The organism is Terribacillus sp. FSL K6-0262 (assembly GCF_037977385.1).
GTDB lineage: Bacteria > Bacillota > Bacilli > Bacillales > Amphibacillaceae > Terribacillus.
The window spans coordinates 796,671-813,032 of the sequence record NZ_CP150277.1; the positions used below are offsets into that span (position 1 = coordinate 796,671).

The 16,362-nt window shown below is 45.5% G+C and carries 18 protein-coding genes and 1 pseudogene; 9 read left to right on the forward strand and 10 right to left on the reverse strand.

What is annotated here, in order from left to right; all coding sequences use genetic code 11:
- Positions 1 to 98: 98 nt before the first annotated feature.
- Complete coding sequence (locus MHI54_RS04125) at positions 99 to 335, reverse strand: hypothetical protein (protein ID WP_095214894.1); 237 nt, start codon at positions 333 to 335, stop codon at positions 99 to 101.
- An 87-nt stretch (positions 336 to 422) separates the two neighbouring features.
- Between MHI54_RS04125 and MHI54_RS04130 the strand changes: the two genes are divergently transcribed.
- Positions 423 to 683, forward strand: coding sequence for a hypothetical protein (locus tag MHI54_RS04130; protein WP_095214895.1), 261 nt, complete (start codon positions 423 to 425; stop codon positions 681 to 683).
- On the opposite strand, the pseudogene MHI54_RS04135 reads toward MHI54_RS04130, so the two are convergent.
- The 3 genes and pseudogenes from MHI54_RS04135 to MHI54_RS04145 form a co-directional block, all read right to left on the reverse strand.
- Positions 676 to 1,260: pseudogene (locus MHI54_RS04135) on the reverse strand (NAD(P)H-dependent oxidoreductase). The gene MHI54_RS04130 and the pseudogene MHI54_RS04135 overlap by 8 nt on opposite strands.
- A 96-nt stretch (positions 1,261 to 1,356) precedes the next feature.
- Positions 1,357 to 1,587, reverse strand: a complete 231-nt coding sequence (locus MHI54_RS04140) for a hypothetical protein (RefSeq protein WP_095214896.1) — start codon at positions 1,585 to 1,587, stop codon at positions 1,357 to 1,359.
- 114 nt (positions 1,588 to 1,701) lie between these two features.
- The gene (locus MHI54_RS04145; RefSeq protein WP_095214897.1) at positions 1,702 to 3,126 is read right to left on the reverse strand and encodes an alanine/glycine:cation symporter family protein; all 1,425 of its coding nucleotides are present in this window, start codon (positions 3,124 to 3,126) and stop codon (positions 1,702 to 1,704) included.
- A gap of 132 nt (positions 3,127 to 3,258) precedes the next feature.
- On the opposite strand from MHI54_RS04145, the gene MHI54_RS04150 reads away from it, so the two are divergent.
- The 3 genes from MHI54_RS04150 to MHI54_RS04160 all read left to right on the forward strand — a co-directional run bounded on the left by MHI54_RS04150 (position 3,259) and on the right by MHI54_RS04160 (position 4,230).
- A complete protein-coding gene (locus MHI54_RS04150) occupies positions 3,259 to 3,438 on the forward strand; it encodes a hypothetical protein (RefSeq protein ID WP_340082342.1) in 180 nt (59 codons plus the stop codon).
- A complete protein-coding gene (locus MHI54_RS04155; protein WP_340082343.1) occupies positions 3,438 to 3,827 on the forward strand; it encodes a GNAT family N-acetyltransferase in 390 nt (129 codons plus the stop codon). The genes MHI54_RS04150 and MHI54_RS04155 overlap by 1 nt, the downstream gene beginning before the upstream one ends.
- Positions 3,828 to 3,921: 94 nt before the next feature.
- Positions 3,922 to 4,230 carry a DUF3243 family protein gene (locus MHI54_RS04160; protein ID WP_095214899.1) on the forward strand — a complete coding sequence of 103 codons (309 nt, stop codon included), beginning with the start codon at positions 3,922 to 3,924 and terminating at the stop codon, positions 4,228 to 4,230.
- Between the two features lie 25 nt (positions 4,231 to 4,255).
- Here MHI54_RS04160 and MHI54_RS04165 read toward each other — a convergent pair whose 3' ends face one another.
- Positions 4,256 to 5,152, reverse strand: a complete 897-nt coding sequence (locus tag MHI54_RS04165; RefSeq protein WP_340082344.1) for a ComEC/Rec2 family competence protein — start codon at positions 5,150 to 5,152, stop codon at positions 4,256 to 4,258.
- A 132-nt stretch (positions 5,153 to 5,284) separates the two neighbouring features.
- Between MHI54_RS04165 and MHI54_RS04170 the strand changes: the two genes are divergently transcribed.
- From MHI54_RS04170 to lepB, 3 genes are all read left to right on the forward strand, one after another.
- A complete protein-coding gene (locus tag MHI54_RS04170; RefSeq protein ID WP_095214901.1) occupies positions 5,285 to 5,866 on the forward strand; it encodes a GNAT family protein in 582 nt (193 codons plus the stop codon).
- 91 nt (positions 5,867 to 5,957) lie between these two features.
- A complete protein-coding gene (locus MHI54_RS04175; protein WP_233134834.1) occupies positions 5,958 to 6,815 on the forward strand; it encodes a glycosyltransferase family 8 protein in 858 nt (285 codons plus the stop codon).
- Positions 6,816 to 6,895: 80 nt separating this feature from the next.
- The gene (gene lepB / locus MHI54_RS04180; RefSeq protein ID WP_095214902.1) at positions 6,896 to 7,447 is read left to right on the forward strand and encodes a signal peptidase I; all 552 of its coding nucleotides are present in this window, start codon (positions 6,896 to 6,898) and stop codon (positions 7,445 to 7,447) included.
- A gap of 230 nt (positions 7,448 to 7,677) precedes the next feature.
- Here lepB and MHI54_RS04185 read toward each other — a convergent pair whose 3' ends face one another.
- The 4 genes from MHI54_RS04185 to MHI54_RS04200 all read right to left on the reverse strand — a co-directional run bounded on the left by MHI54_RS04185 (position 7,678) and on the right by MHI54_RS04200 (position 13,482).
- Positions 7,678 to 9,813 (reverse strand): ATP-dependent Clp protease ATP-binding subunit, encoded by a 2,136-nt coding sequence (locus tag MHI54_RS04185; protein ID WP_340082345.1) that lies wholly within the window; start codon positions 9,811 to 9,813, stop codon positions 7,678 to 7,680.
- A 204-nt stretch (positions 9,814 to 10,017) separates the two neighbouring features.
- Positions 10,018 to 11,598 (reverse strand): acyl--CoA ligase, encoded by a 1,581-nt coding sequence (locus MHI54_RS04190; protein ID WP_095214904.1) that lies wholly within the window; start codon positions 11,596 to 11,598, stop codon positions 10,018 to 10,020.
- A gap of 111 nt (positions 11,599 to 11,709) precedes the next feature.
- Complete coding sequence (locus MHI54_RS04195) at positions 11,710 to 12,582, reverse strand: DNA-3-methyladenine glycosylase (RefSeq protein ID WP_340082346.1); 873 nt, start codon at positions 12,580 to 12,582, stop codon at positions 11,710 to 11,712.
- A gap of 12 nt (positions 12,583 to 12,594) precedes the next feature.
- A complete protein-coding gene (locus MHI54_RS04200) occupies positions 12,595 to 13,482 on the reverse strand; it encodes a LysR family transcriptional regulator (RefSeq protein WP_340082347.1) in 888 nt (295 codons plus the stop codon).
- Between the two features lie 114 nt (positions 13,483 to 13,596).
- Between MHI54_RS04200 and MHI54_RS04205 the strand changes: the two genes are divergently transcribed.
- Positions 13,597 to 13,812, forward strand: a complete 216-nt coding sequence (locus MHI54_RS04205; RefSeq protein WP_340082348.1) for a hypothetical protein — start codon at positions 13,597 to 13,599, stop codon at positions 13,810 to 13,812.
- Between the two features lie 98 nt (positions 13,813 to 13,910).
- Here MHI54_RS04205 and pdaA read toward each other — a convergent pair whose 3' ends face one another.
- Positions 13,911 to 14,705, reverse strand: a complete 795-nt coding sequence (gene pdaA, locus MHI54_RS04210; RefSeq protein WP_340082350.1) for a delta-lactam-biosynthetic de-N-acetylase — start codon at positions 14,703 to 14,705, stop codon at positions 13,911 to 13,913.
- 189 nt (positions 14,706 to 14,894) lie between these two features.
- Between pdaA and MHI54_RS04215 the strand changes: the two genes are divergently transcribed.
- A protein-coding gene (locus MHI54_RS04215; protein ID WP_340081544.1) for an IS1182 family transposase occupies positions 14,895 to 16,246 on the forward strand; the annotation gives its coding sequence in 2 pieces (ribosomal slippage) (positions 14,895 to 15,462 and positions 15,462 to 16,246; 1,353 coding nt in all).
- Positions 16,247 to 16,362 lie beyond the last annotated feature (116 nt).

Sequence of the window (16,362 nt, forward strand, 5' to 3'; positions counted from 1 at the left end):
TTTAATTAACAATATGTTAAATGTTAATCGTATTGTATGCAAGTTACCTTCTTCTTGTCAAGGATAAACAAAAAAGCCTCCTCTGGGATGAAGGAGACTTATGTCTGTGTCAAAATCATGGCCATTGCAACAACGACAATCACGAAAATGACGGCATATAATCCGGCAATCAGCTTTCTTTTGTTCAAGCTCGCCTCAATTGCAAACAGCAAAAACATAAGAGATAATAGCGGCAGCATCAATTTGGGATTCACTTCATAATCCTGATCGATATATCGGTAGACGCCGATCGCAATGACAATCATGGCGAGCAGAGCATTTATTTTTCGTAACATTTGCTTTCTTCCTTTCCAGGTCGCATGATGAGTCATAGACAGTATAACAGGACGAAGCTCCTTGTTGAATAGAAAGGGGTATGTACTATGCCGACTTATGACGAATGGCAAGCGACCTATAAAGAGACGGCCATCCGGGAAATTCAGAAATACTTCCGGATTCACGAAATCGGAAACATATCAGAAGCAGTTTTGGAATCAGTATCCACCCGGATTGCCCAGCAGTCGGAGCGCATTGAAGATGAAACATTCGCTTCCTTGCTGGATCAGATCAGCCGCAGCTTAGCTAAAAATGATATACAGGATGTCAGGAATAAATACTATGATTTGGAACAGCTGCCTATTTAGACAGCTTACGAAAGAATGTTTCGATTCGACTCAGATACTTTTTCTGTTTTCCGCCCTGCTTTTCCATGCTGCCAAACTCGAAGATCTTAAACTTGCGAATGCCGACAAACTGAAACAATGCTCGCTTCATCAGGATTTTATGGGCATTTCGCAAATAAAAACGGCTATATACGGAGGGGCCTTTCATCGTCGAAACACATACTGCCAGCTTTCCTTTCAAAAGTCCCTCCGGCAGCAGGCCCTAATCCCGATAGGCAAAATTTGCTGCAAAGACTTGATCGATGAACCCTAGCAGCATCGCCGGCGGCCGCCCCCAAAAAATCGGATAGACGAATACAAGCAAATCGGCCTGACTGACTTTGTCGCGATATGATGCAAAATCCGGTTCGTTGTGCATATCCCGGCGCCGCTTTTTTTCATTGAAAACCAAGACAGGATCGAAGTCTTCCTCATACAAATCAATCGTATCGGTTTTGCTGATGGCAGGGTTGGCTTGGATGCCTTCTTGCACTGCCTGTAAAAAGCTATAGCTGAGTGATGCATGATTCGGATGAGTGTATACCAGTAAAGCGTTCATTTAATCCCTCCTGAATCAAGCTATCTCCTATACGCCAATCATTAAAAAAAGTTACAAAAAAAAGAATGCCGGCGTTATACCTGCACTCTTTTTCATTTATCCTGTCAAAGCAAGGATAAGGATGGCCACGATTTGATAGCCTGCACCGATGATACTCGTGGCCATCCCTCCGATTGCCATACCTCTTCCTGCCCTTTCGACATGATCAGCTTTCCTTATCGTATGTAACGCAAGGACAAAACCAATGATCCCGAAGAAGATACCGTATAGAGAAAGAAACAGACTGATGACCCCGAACACGAGCGATATAAGCGCTGTTTTCTGCATGGAGCAAAACTCCTTTGTCCATAGTTCTGATTCCATTGTACGCCTAGTCCTTCCCTGCTGTCGTGTTTCTTAACTTATCTAAATCATTTTATGCTAAACAAAAAAGGCACCCTCTTAAGAGGATACCCTTGATTTGTCAGCTTGCTTTGCCCAAACATCTTCGTCAACATTCGGGATTCCCGCTACGCTGTCTGCATAGAATTGTGGGTTTTTCCCAGCCCGCTTTTGGGTCATATAATCTTTCAAAGCACGGAAAGCGATTCTTCCAAGCAGCACAATGGCGATCAAGTTGATGAATGCCATGATTGCCATGAAGAGATCGGCCACTCCCCACACAAAATCAAGGCTTGCCACGGAACCGACTGCAACCATCGCAACTACTGCGACGCGATAGATGAACAGCCATGTTTTGCTAGGCTTGATGAAATTGATGTTCGACTCCCCATAGAAATAGTTACCGACTACAGATGAGAAGGCAAACAAGAGGACGATCAAAGCGATGAAGATTCCTGCCCATGATCCCACAAGTGAACTCAACGCATCCTGTGTCAGTACGATTCCATCAGATTCCGTACTTGTATAGAGACCAGAAAGAATGACGATAAATGCAGTAGCTGTACAGACACCAAATGTATCGACATATACCCCAAATGATTGGATGAAGCCTTGTTTCACCGGATGGGATACATTGGCAGTAGCCGCAGCTTGCGGCGCACTACCCATACCGGCTTCATTGGAGAACATGCCTCGTTTGATACCTTGCATCATAGCAGTACCGACAGCTCCGCCAGCAATTTCCCTGATGCCGAAAGCATCCTGGAAAATAATCATGAATGCATGCGGAATATCTGTGATATGGAAGATGATGATACCGATCGCCAGCAGGATATATCCCCCTGCCATCACCGGCACGATGATTTCGGATACTTTGACAATCACCTTGGTTCCCCCGAAGATGATAAGTGCACTGACGACTGTCATAACGACCGCCAGCAATTCTTTGCTGATACCGAAAGAACTGTGGAATGCACTTACGATCGTATTGGCCTGGACGGAATTAAAGGCAAGACCGAATGTCAACGTAATGATCACAGCAAAAGTGACTCCCAACCAGCGCTGTCCCAGGGCTTTCTCCATATAGTAAGCCGGCCCTCCCCGGAAGGAAGCTTCACCGTCACGTGTCTTATAGATCTGCGCCAGTGTTGCCTCGATGAACCCGGAAGCTGCACCCAGGAAGGCCATCAGCCACATCCAGAATACTGCGCCCGGACCGCCGACAGAGATTGCCAGTGCCACACCTGCCAGGTTGCCAGTACCTACCCGGGCAGCTGCACTGATACAGAAGGCCTGGAACGAACTGACTCCTTTCCCATCAGCAGACTTTTCACCGATCAGTTTAAACATATGCGGTATTTGCGTGAATGTCGCCAATTTAAGCCGAAGGGTAAAATAGAGACCGACAAGGAGCAATAACCCCATCATGATATAAGTCCACATAAAATCGCTCGCGGACTGTATTATTTTTAATAATATATCCATTTCTTTCTCTCCCCATTAAAAATACACCTTTTCAATGTAACAAAATCTAACATGATGCGCAATGTTTTTTCCTTCCATAGCAGTCTGTCATTCATGTTATACTGGAATTACAAAAGCAAGGTGGGATAAGAATTGACGCAAACCAAGGAGAAAAAACCCTTCCGCTACCCTTTGGCGATCACAGTCGGCATCATTACGGCAATACTGTTCGGTATCGCCCTTCAAAGTGTCGCAATCGGGTTAGCAATGGGCTGTATATGGGCAATCGTTTTCGGATCGATGCCAAAAGGAAAACAAAAGGGGCAAAAATAATGATAGCGATACGTCCCTATCAGACGGAAGATCTGCGCTCGATCATTTCATTATTAAAGACAGAGGGCTGGACTACACTCGCCGCTGATCCCAAGCGCTTCGACCAAGCGATGAAGGGATCGGCTCCTGCTCTGGTTGCTGTGAAGGATGGGATGATCAGCGGATATATCCGCTGTATCACGGATAAAGTCATCACGCTTCTCGTTGCCGAACTGCTGGTAGCTGACAGCCTGCGCGGGCAAGGTGTCGGCGGCAGGCTCCTTCAAGAAGCTCATGATCTGTTCCCTTCTACACGCATGGAGATGCTGGCAACCAGTACGTCAAAATCGTACTACGAACAAAAGAAATTCCGCCCCTTCTATGGGTTCCGCAAGACGTATGCCGAGTAACCCTCCATTTACCAGCATATTTGATCTTTTCATTGTTTGTCTATTTGCACAGTGGGAAATACATTACTGACGCAATAAGAGGAGGCAATGAAAAATGACAGATGAAGCTCGCGCGCAAAATACTGTGAAAAATTTACCTCAAGAAGAAAAAAACGAGATCCTGAACAACTTCCATGACTTCCAGGATTATTTAGGAAACAAAGTGAAACAAGGGGAACGCCTCGGTTTGAGCGAAGAGGCTTTGACAAAAGCCGCCCAGCGCGTTGCCGATTATCTTGCGGAAAATGAAGAACCTCGCAATCGTGAAGAGTACTTGCTCAAACAGCTATGGCTTGCAGCTGATGAAGAGAACAAAAAGCCACTTGCGAATACACTCGTGAAGCTGGCTGCCCGAACAAATTAAAGCGGATCCGATCGGATCCGCTTTTTCATTTGGCCCGATAAATCGGATCGGGCTTTTCACTGGTGATCCGACAAGACAGACCATTCGTTTCAATACTGATTGTCCCGCCTTTGGCCGTTGCATAGAGCACAGCGCCAGTCTTTCGCAAATTACGTACAACCTCTTTTGTCGGATGCCCCAATTCATTATCCTTCCCATAGGAAACCACAGCGTAATCAGGCTTCACTTTTTTCAGGAAAGCGAGTGTATTACTCGTGCGGGAGCCGTGATGTGCAACCTTATAAACCTCCGATTCCACTTCAAAATTATGTCTCATCCTATATTCCTGCTGCGCTTCCGCATCACTCATAAGCAGGAAATCGACTGTCCGATACGTAAGCCGCAATACGATGGACGCTTGATTATTTGTCGCCTTCGTATGATTGGCGTTTAATATTTGCAAGGAAATAAGCGGATCTATGGATAAATAATGGCCTTCTTTGGCGATGGTCACCGGTATTTGTTTTTCTGCCAGGATCTCCGTGTATCGCTGATACGTTCTGGTCGTATATAATTTCCCGCTATCCAGGACATGCTTTACTTCCAGCTCTTCAAGTATTGGAAGGAGTCCGCCGATATGATCGATATCCGGATGCGTCGCCACCAGGAGATCTATCTTTTCCACTCCCTTGGCCAAAAGCTCTTCCATCACTTTCTCCCCGGCTTCCCTATCCCCTCCATCTACGAGTATATTATAATGTGATGGCGTTTGTATCAGCATGCTGTCACCTTGCCCGACATCGAGGAAATGAACTTGGAGCTTGCCTGCTTCTTCCGTTTGCGAAAATATATAGTCCCAAATACCACTCCCGCTTTCTGCAGCAGTATTGACAGGAAAAACAAGCATCAGGCAGAGACAACTCAAACATACCCATTTCTTCATTGGTTCCGCCCCCTTTTTCCATAGGATGCAGTCTGCAAAGGGTTCGTATGCACGAAGGCTTTCCTCCTAATTTTAACAATCGGCTGGACATGCTATACTAATAGCATTGGGAAAGGAGCGACATATCATATCATGTTTACACATCGTATTGACTCAGCCACTTATTTGAAGCTTTTGGAGCAGCACGATAGCGATAAGCTGTTCCAGCTGATCGACAGCTCCCGTGAGCACTTACGGCAATGGCTTCCTTGGGTAGATCAGAATACGACTGTCGAGCACAGCAGGCAATTCATCCAGCAAACACTGGAGCAATTCGCCGCCAATGACGGCTTTACTGCCGGAATATGGTATCAAGGAGCTTTAGCCGGAGTGATCGGCTTCCATAAGATTGACTGGCAAAATCGTTCCACCAGCTTGGGGTATTGGCTGGGAGAGGATTACACCGGTCTGGGCCTGATGCAGAAATCCGTCAGCAAATGCCTTGATTATGCCTTTCTTGAACTTCGGTTGAACCGGGTCGAAATCCGTTGTGCAATCGGGAATGTACGAAGCAGGAGAATCCCGGAGAAGCTCGGCTTCACGCATGAAGGAACAATCCGCCAAGCAGAAAGGCTCGTCTATGGATATGTGAACCATAATGTCTATGGCATGCTGCTGGAAGAATGGGAAGCAAAAGAAAACAGTAAGACGAACGATGATGAGGCAAAAGGTTAATCAATATATTTCAAATGAATTACAATTTTCCTTCATATGTTTAGTCTCATTTTCCAAGTGTTATATACACACCAAGGAGATGAGAAGTAAAATGAAGAAGAAAATGCATATTGTTTCATCGACAGACGACAACTACGCACAGCATTTGGGTATGACATTAAGTTCTTTACTTGAAAACACTTCCAGCCCTGAGGATATTGTCATTTCAATCATCGACGGCGGAATCAGCCGCGAGAAGAAACAGCTATTGAAGGAAACTGCAGCAATCCATGGAGCGCCGCTTGATTTCCTCACTGTGAATGTGGAAATATACAAAGGCGCAATTGCCAGCCGTCATATTTCAAAAGCGGCTTATTATCGTATTTCCATTCCTGAAATGATGGATCCTGCCATCGAACGGACGTTGTACGTTGATTGCGATATGCTGATATTGGATGATGTCAAGAAATTATTCGATATCGAGATGGAAGGAAACATCATTGCAGCCGTCGGCGACTACGGTGAGCACCACCGCCTTGAAAAAATGGGCATCACCAAGGAAGATCGTTATTTCAACTCTGGTCTGCTGCTGATCGATATGCAGGCATGGCGTGACCATGATATTACGGATAAAGTGCTGACATTCATCAATGAAAATCCAGATAAACTGGCTTGGCATGATCAAGATGCACTGAACGCCATCCTTTGGAATGACTGGCTCATGCTCCATCCAAAATGGAATGCCCAGACACATGTTATCCTGAAAGAATACAAAGCGAAATCACTCGAGGAGGAGCGGGTTTTGCGCACGGTAAGGGAGAAACCATCAATCGTCCATTTCTGCGGCGAAGAGAAACCTTGGCAGAAAGGATCCATTCACCCTTACACAGATGGTTACTACGACTATCTGGCTAAAACCCCGTTTGGCCGCCAGCCAGCACCCGCTTCGAAGAGTTCCTTATCTATATAAAATTGTTGTAAAACTGGAGTTAAAAAAACTCCAGTTTTTTCTATGGACTCTCCGTATATGTTACACTGGTACTAAAGGAGGTGCTTTCCCTGAAAGCTAGACGCACACTATACACTGTGCTGCTGTCGGTTGGTATTGCCATTGTCGCTTTATTCATTTTCCGCACTTTTTTTTATTTTCCCAGTACCGTATATGGCGAATCGATGGCCCCTACTTTGGAAGACCAGAACAAAATCATCATCAGCCGGATTGGAGAAATCAACCGTTTTGACGAAGTCGTCTTCCACGCGCCAGATCAGGATGCAAGCTATGTAAAACGCGTGATTGGTGTACCTGGAGACACGATCGAGTACAAGAATGATGTACTCTACGTAAATGGCAAAAAGCATCGGGAGCCTTATCTGAAAGAGATGAAGGAAGCTATGCAGGGAGATGCATTATTTACGAATAACTTCAAGCTGCGTGATGTCATCGGTGAAGATACAATTCCTGATGGTTACCTGTTCGTCATGGGAGATAATCGCAGAAACAGTAAAGACAGCAGGATGTTCGGCTTGATCCCACAAGACTCCGTTATCGGGGAAGTTAAGTTTCGATATTATCCATTCCCTCAGATAGGATGGACCAATTGAATAAATTTAGTGACGAGCAGTGCAGGCTATTGCACTGTTTTTTATTTTCTCCTTAGCTGGTAAACCATTCCACTAAACTTATACCCATCCAACATATCCACATTGTCCAATCAGCGCAGGCACCGAGCTAAAAAGTATACTGCATACTTTGCCGCTTTCTTTCTTTTGCAGGTCTATTATACTGTATAAAAAAAGAGACTCATGCTTTACATGCATGAGTCTCTTCCGTATCATTTACCAATTACAGTAATCTGTTCATCAATCAAATCCACTACCATACTGCTTGCATCCTCTTCTTCAAGAATATAGTCGGTGATTTTATCCTCTACTTGATCCTGGATGACTCGGCGTAATGGACGGGCGCCAAAGCGAGGATCATAGCCTTTTTTCGCCAGGAAGTGTTTTGCAGCGTCTGTCACTTCCAGCTTGTAGCCTTCTTCTTCCATATTCTTAGTCAAATCTGCAAGCATAAGCTCTACAATCCGTACCAAGTCTTCCTCTTTCAGCTCATCAAAGCTGATGATGGAATCAAAGCGGTTCAAGAATTCAGGTTTGAAGTAAGCGCCCAGCTTCTCGATTACGGATACCGCTTCATTGCTGGAATTCGTAAAACCGACCGAGATCTGCTTATCCCCTGTACCTGCATTGCTTGTCATGATGATCACGGTATCTTTAAAGCTCACTTTTCGGCCTTGGCTGTCTGTCAAATGACCGTCTTCCATGATTTGCAGGAATAGATGCTGTACATCAGGATGTGCTTTCTCGATTTCATCCAATAGGACGATTGTATAAGGATTGCGGCGCACTCGCTCTGTCAGCTGTCCCGCTTCTTCATGTCCGACATATCCCGGAGGTGAACCGATAAGTTTCGCCACGGAGTGACGTTCCATATACTCACTCATGTCCAGACGAATATAGGAATCACGTGTACCGAACATCTCCTCTGCCAAGGCTTTCGTCAATTCCGTTTTCCCAACACCAGTCGGTCCGACAAATAGGAAGGAACCAATTGGGCGCTGTTTGGATTTCAAACCGGCTCTGCTGCGGCGAATTGCTTTGGCGACTCGATCTACTGCCTGCTGCTGTCCAATGACCTTGCTGGACAAATTAGCAGCTAAGTTTTTCATTTTATTCTGCTCTTCGGATTGGATTTTCGTTACAGGAATGCCTGTTTTCTCTTCGACAATCTGCTGGATGACTTCGACTGTCACTTCGCCTTTTTCTTCATTCTTCGGTTCCTCAAGCTTTTGTTCCAGCTGGATTTCTTCTTGGCGAAGATATGCTGCACGTTCGTAATCTTCACGGCCTGCAGCCTCTTCCTTCTCTTTGGCAATCTGTGCAAGACGAGCTTGGATTGCGTCTTCATCAGTTGTCACGGTCAGCAGATTGATTCGTGAACCGGCTTCATCCAGCAAGTCGATGGCTTTATCAGGAAGGAAGCGGTCTTGGATATAACGCTGTGACAAGTTCACGCTCGCCTTGATTGCATCCTCTGTGTAAGAAACCTGATGGTATGCTTCGTATTTCTCCTGCAATCCTTTCAGGATCTCAATTGCCTGCCCTGCTGACGGTTCTTTCACCATTACCGGCTGGAGGCGGCGTTCAAGCGCGGCGTCTTTCTCGATTTGACGGTACTCTTTCAAAGTGGTTGCACCTATCAATTGTAACTCGCCGCGTGCCAGTGCCGGCTTCAGGATATTCCCTGCATCCATTTGGGAACCTTCGGCAGACCCGGCCCCGACCAATAGGTGAATTTCATCGACGAACAGGATGACATTCTTACGCTGCTGCAATTCAGAGATCAGCTGTTTCATCTTTTCTTCGAATTGGCCGCGTACGCCTGTGTTTGCAACCAGCGAAGCGACATCGAGCAAGTAGATTTCTTTATTTTGCAGCTTTACAGGTACATTTCCTTCGACGATCTGCAAAGCTAGTCCTTCTGCAATAGCTGTCTTACCTACCCCTGGCTCCCCGATCAGGACTGGATTGTTCTTATTGCGTCGGTTCAATGTCTCGATGACACGTTTCACTTCTTGCTCACGGCCGATTACCGGATCGATCAGACCTGCACGTGCGCCATCTGTCAGGTTCTTGCCAAGTGAGTCGAGCAGCCCTCCGCGGCCATTACCGCCAGCTTGCGCTTGGCCGTTGGCTCCGGCTTGGAAGCCGGATTGTGCTCCTTGGAAGATATTCTTGAAGAAATCATCCATTGTTCCGCCATTGTTTGCGAAACCTGCAGGATTTTTAGATGTATTTTTCATTTCGTTGTAGCAAGTATGGCAGAGCTGTAATTGTTGTTTTTGGTTATTGAATTGCATAAACAAGTTCACATTTGCTTCTCGTTCACCACAATGTTGGCATTTCATAAATACAATTACCTCCCTAATCGTTTTGTTTGGTTCAATTGGTCAAGTGTCACGCTTTGACTTTGACTATCTTTGACCTTGTGACTTCATTATAGTCTGACCTTCTTTGACTTTCAAGTACTTTGCTTTATTTTTTATAATTATTTTAGTTTAAGCCCAAGGCAAATAAAAAAGCACCGCCCGGCTGTAGGCGATGCTTCTGTTTTATTTCGTTTTTTGTTTTTCCTGGTTGCGCAATTCGACCCGTCTGATTTTACCGGAGGAAGTCTTCGGCAATTCTTTGACGAATTCAATTTTACGTGGATACTTATAAGGTGCAGTGGTATTTTTCACATGTGTCTGCAATTCTTTGACAAGCTCCGGATCGTCCTCATCCACACCTTCGCGCAGGATGACGAATGCTTTGACGACATTGCCGCGAATTTCATCCGGGCTGGCAACGACTGCGCATTCCGCTACAGCTGGATGTTTGACCAAGGCATCCTCCACTTCGAATGGTCCGATCGTATAACCGGAGCTGATGATGATGTCATCGCTGCGGCCTTCAAACCAGAAATACCCGTCTTCATCGACGGAAGCTTGATCGCCAGTGACGAAGTAACCGTTTCTTTCCGCTTGTTCACGTCGTTCCGGCTCACGGAAATATGTTTTGAACAAAGCAGGACTGTCCAGCTTCAGTGCAATATCACCGACTTCACCCGTTTTTACCGGATTGCCATCTTCATCGATCACGACTACCTCATTACCTGGTGTCGGTTTACCCATGGAACCTGGTCTAGGCTCCATCCCTTTCATGATACCAAGCAGCAGCGTGCTTTCTGTCTGTCCATAGCCATCACGCACAATAATATCAAAGTGCTTTTGGAAGACATCGATCACTTCCCGGTTCAATGGTTCGCCGGCAGATACCGCACTATGCAAAGCACTCAAGTTATAGCTGCCAAGATCCGTCACCTTTGCCATCAGGCGGTATTCTGTCGGGGTACAGCAGAGCACATTGATTTTATAATCCTCCAAAAGGGAAAGATACGTTTTGGCATCAAAACGCCCCATGTAGACAAAGCCAGTTGCCCCTGTGCCCAATACGGATAGGAATGGGCTCCATACCCATTTCTGCCAGCCCGGTGCTGCTGTTGCCCACACGATATCCCCTTTGGAAGCGGATAGCCAGTTCTCAGCTGCTGTACGCAAGTGTGCGTAGCCCCAGCCATGTGTATGAACCACACCCTTTGGATTCCCTGTTGTACCGCTCGTATAAGACAGCAGCGCTAAGTCGTCTCTTGATGTCCGCACTGTTTCCAGCTCATCCGATGCTGCCGCTTTAAGCACTTGGAGTTCCTGCCATCCTTCAGCCGGCCCTCCGACAGAAAGCTTGATCAAACTCTCTTGGTTTTCGATTGCGTCGAATTGCTCTGTGAATTTATGAAAGCTGATGATCCCCTTCACTTTCCCATGATCGATACGGTATTGTAAATCCTTCGTTTTCAGCATTTCGGAGCTAGGGATGATCACAATTCCAAGCTTCAAGGCTGCAGCATAAATATGATATGCCTCCACGATACGCGGTACCATCACCAAAATGGAATCGCCTTTTTCCAAGCCCAGTTGTTTCAGAACATTACCTGTGCGGTTGACATCCTGGAATAACGCCTTGTACGTCACTTCCTTCTTATTGCCCGCATCATCCATCCAAATGAGCGCTTTACGATCTTCGTCTGTAACATGTCGCTCCATTTCATCAACGATGTTGTATTGCTCTGGTGCAATCAAATCTTTTCTATCCATACTTTCGCCTCCTAAATGGCTGCCTGATTTAACTAATGGACTTATTATAGCAGACTGAAGCACGACTTCCCAGCAATAATTGTTACCAAATTATAAAACTTGATATTAGTATCAGGTCTCAATACTTCTCCAAAGCGTAACAGCCGCATAACTACGGTAAGGAGCCCATCTTTCTCCCCGCTCATGTATTGCTGCTGGCGTCGGCTTTTCGGCGAGGTTATCGTAGAGCTTCAATGCTTTTTGTATCCCGATATCAGCAGCTGGTAATAAATCAGCTCGCCCTAAACCGGACAGCATCCAGTTCTGTGCCGACCAGCTGCCAAGCCCCCGGATTTTCGTCAATTCTGCAGCTATTTCCTCATCGGATGCCGAAGCAAGCTGCATGAGATCCAATTTCCCCTCTGCAATCAGGCGGCTGGTATCGATTACATACTCTGCCTTCCGCTGCGAAAACTGCAGTTTGCGTAAGGCATCATAGGATAAAGAAGCAATCTCCCCAGGCGACGGATAGAACCAGATGTCTTCTACTTTTGTCCCGAAATTCTCCACAAATCGGTTCGTCAGCGTGTAGGCAAACTTCAAATTCAATTGCTGGTGGATGATTGTTTTCATCAAGCTATAATAGACGTCCGTATCTTTTACGATCGGGGTTCCCGCATGTGCGTAAAACAGCTGTTCCAAATCCGAACCGGCAAAATGTGCAGCTACATCGGCAAGATCAACCTCCCACTGCAGCCACTTCTCCACCCAAGAAATTATTTCCGCCTGCCTGGAAGGATCCGCCGAAGAAACTTTAACGGAAGGAGATGTGATTGGTCCGCTGAACTGCAACCGAACGATATGCCGGGCCCCATCCCCTGAAACAACCGGAAGCTTCACTGTTTGACTTTCCGGATCAACCGAATTCAATTGATCCATACTCCATCTTTTCATTAAATAATGATAATCGTATGTATGTGTTCCTGTAAGCTCTGTTTCCCACATGATCAGTCTCTCCTATTCCATATGCTTCCTGGCAAATTCAATGACATCCTGTATCACCTTCGTCATTCGCTTGTCTTTATGCCAAAGCAATTTCGTTGTAGGCTGTTTGATTGGTACATCCAGTCTGACTGCCTTTAATTCCCCTGATTCCAATTCGTTTTGAACCGTCATAAGCGGCAAATAAGAAAAGCCCAGCCCCGCTTTCACGCATTGCTTGATTGCTTCAATGCTGCCGAATTCGATGATGTTTTCTGCATATAGATTCTGTTCCTCCAGAACTTGCTCCAATTCCATCCTGTAGGAACAACCTTTTTCGGTCAGTATCAAGGGATGTTGCATCACCTCATCCAAGCCAGCAGTGGATTGAACGGATAATGGATGGTTCGGGGAGCCGATCAGGACGATATCCTCCTCAAATAGGGAAACGGATTCCAAAGAACCATATTCCCGATCCCGATCCATGATAAATGCCACATCCAATTCGCCTTCCTGCAGCATCTGTTCCGAAGTTTTACTGGATGGCACAGGCTTCAGGATGACTTGCACCTGCGGATATCGAGAACGGATGAAACGAAGCAATGCAGGCAGACGGTAAATGCATTGACTCTCACAGGCGCCGATCAGGATCGTGCCTTTTTCCTCCATCCCTTCCTCGAACTCCTGTCTCATCTCATCATGCAATGTCAATATCCTCTTGGCATAGCTCTGCATCTTTATTCCCGCTTCAGTCAAATAAATCCTCTTTCCAAGACGCTGGAATAATTCGATGCCATATTCCTTTTCCAAAGCCTTTATTTGGGCCGTGACACTGGATTGGGCATAATCAAGCCGCTGAGCTGTCTTCGTGAAATTCAGTGTGTCTGCCGCCACAGCAAACGTCTTTAAATGATTGATATGCATATCCACCCACTCCTAAATCGCATTTTCCGATCATTATAATCAAATAATTCAGCTTTTCCTATGCATGAGTGCAGTATACACTTTTTTTATGAATATTGGAAAGGTCGTGAGAGATTGTCTATTGGATTGATTCTTGGCAGCAGCCGCATAAACAGCAACAGCAAAATACCGGCAGAAGCTCTTACAGAAAACATGGAGCATGGAACGATGGATAGCAGCGAGTTATCCTTGACGGATGTTGAGGATTTCCGCCATGAAGCTGCCCCCGCTCCCTTGGATGGCCGAAATAGCATGGCTGCGGAGTTAGCTGCAGGAGGAGGGCTATCATGAAGAATACAGCGGATAAAACATGGCAGGATTACTTCTTGGAAATCGTCCATGCAGTCATCCAAACAAAATAAAAAAGCTGATCCGAATGAAGATCAGCTTTAGAACTGCGTAATCGCCTGTGGCAGGATATCCTGTTTGACCAAGTCATCCAATGTCCGGAATGAATATCCCTGTTTCTTCAATTCAATGATCAGTTTTTCCAGTGCGATGGCATTATCTTCAGAAACGGCATGCAGCAAGACGACTGCTCCCGGATGCATCTGGGCCATTACTTGATCATACGCATACTGCCATCCTTTTTGTTCACCCGTCCTCCAATCCGCATAGGCGAGTGACCAGAAAACATTCGTATAACCAAGCTCTTCCGACCATTTAAGCGAGCGGGCGCTGAAAGTACCGCGGGGAGCTCGCAAATAATGCATCTCGTCCTGGTCCGTCAAATCAGCTACAGCATCCTCCAGCATCTCCAGCTCTTGCTTCATCTTCTCTTTGGAGACCTTGGTCAAATCAGGATGATGATAGGAATGATTGCCGACGATATGCCCTTCATCCACCATTCTTTTCACCAGGTCAGGTGCTGATGAGACATAATGACCCGTGATAAAAAAAGCAGCTGGGACATCATGCTTCTTCAATACATCCAGGATATCCCCGGTATAACCTTGCTCATATCCATTGTCAAAAGTGATATAGACTGTTTTCTCCCCTGAATCATCCAGATAATAGCTGTTGTATTCATCCAATAGCTGCTGGTATTTGCCGATCTCCGGGATACTGCCATCCTTGCTTTTTACAAATCCCCATCCATAGCTGACAGAGCTTTCAGCCCATACAAATGATGGTGCTGCGATAAGCAATAAAGCAAGCAGGGGCATGATTGTTTTCCATCGCATATGACACACTCTCCTTACCGATAGATTGCGCCAAATCCCATCCCTCTATGCGACGAAAACATAGAAAAGACCATGCCAAAAGCATGGTCTTCAGGCTGTCGAGAAAGTCTCGACAGCCTTTTTATTTTGAGTTCACTTCTTTTTCTTACTTTTTTATAATAGAAGAAACGACTAAAAGGCGGTGCCAAGATGTTAAATTCCAGAGAGAATGACCAAACAGCTCTTGAAATCGTAACTATAGAAGAACTTGTCCCTGAAAACCACCTATTGCGTAAGATAGAAACCCACATAGATTTCTCCTTCATCCGTGAAAAAGTTCGTCCTTATTATTCGGCGGACAATGGCCGTCCTTCCCTAGATCCTCTTGTCCTCTTTAAAATGATCTTTATCGGCTACCTTTTCGGTATCCGTTCCGAAAGGCAATTAGAGAAAGAAATCCAGACAAACATTGCTTACCGTTGGTTTTTAGGACTTAAACTCACGGACCCAGTCCCTCACCACTCTACAATAAGCTGGAATCGTTGTAATCGATTCAAGGGCACAGATATCTTCCAACAAATCTTTGATGAAATTGTAGAACAGGCAATGAAGCATCGTATGGTTGGAGGACGCGTCTTATTCACTGATTCCACCCACTTAAAAGCCAATGCGAATAAAAGAAAGTTCATCAAGAAGGAAGTACAGGAAGCTACTCGTTCATATCAGGAAGAATTGGATAAAGCAATCCAAGAAGAACGTACAAAACAAGGAAAAAAGCTTTAAAGTCACGAGAGGAGGTGACAGAAACGAAAGTAGTGAAAGAAAGCACGACTGATCCAGAGAGTGGCTATATGTATCGAGAAGGAAAGCCTGAAGGCTTTTTCTACTTAGATCATAGAACTACGGATATGAAATATAATATTATTACCGATGTCCATGTCACGGCCGGAAATGTGCACGATTCACGGCCTTATTTGGAGCGCCTTGAACGACAGAAGGAACGCTTTAATTTTGATGTGGAAGCTGTCGCTCTGGACTCCGGTTATCTCACTACGCCAATCTGTCACGCCTTGAATGAACAGAATATTTTCGCTGTCATCGGTCACCGACGTTTTCATCCTACTAAAGGATTAATGCCTAAATGGAAGTTCAAGTATGTCCCAGAGAAAGATCATTATGTTTGTCCAAACGGACAAACATTACCTCTGCGAACAACAAATCGAGAAGGGTATAAAGAATACGCATCTGACCCTAAACAATGTACTGCTTGCCCACTGTTGGCCACATGTACGAAATCAAGAAATCATCGAAAAGTTATCACAAGGCATGTTTGGGAAGGTAGTAAAGATTGGGTGCGGGAAAATCGCCTGAGCCACTCAGGAAAGTTATTATATAAATTGCGAAAAGAAACGATAGAGCGAAGCTTTGCGGATGCGAAACAACTCCACGGGCTTCGCTATTGTAGGTTACGAGGAAGAGAAAAAGTGCAGGAACAGGCGCTGATGACAGCGACCTGTCAGAACATAAAAAAGATAGCCAACCACCTAGCAAAGCTAGGATAGGTAGGTGGCTGGCTATCTTTTTTATAAAACAGCCCTTTAAAGAAAGCAGAAGAGTATCGAATAAAAAAAGATTGTAGAGAAACTGGGATTTCTCTACAATCTGAAGACCATGCCAA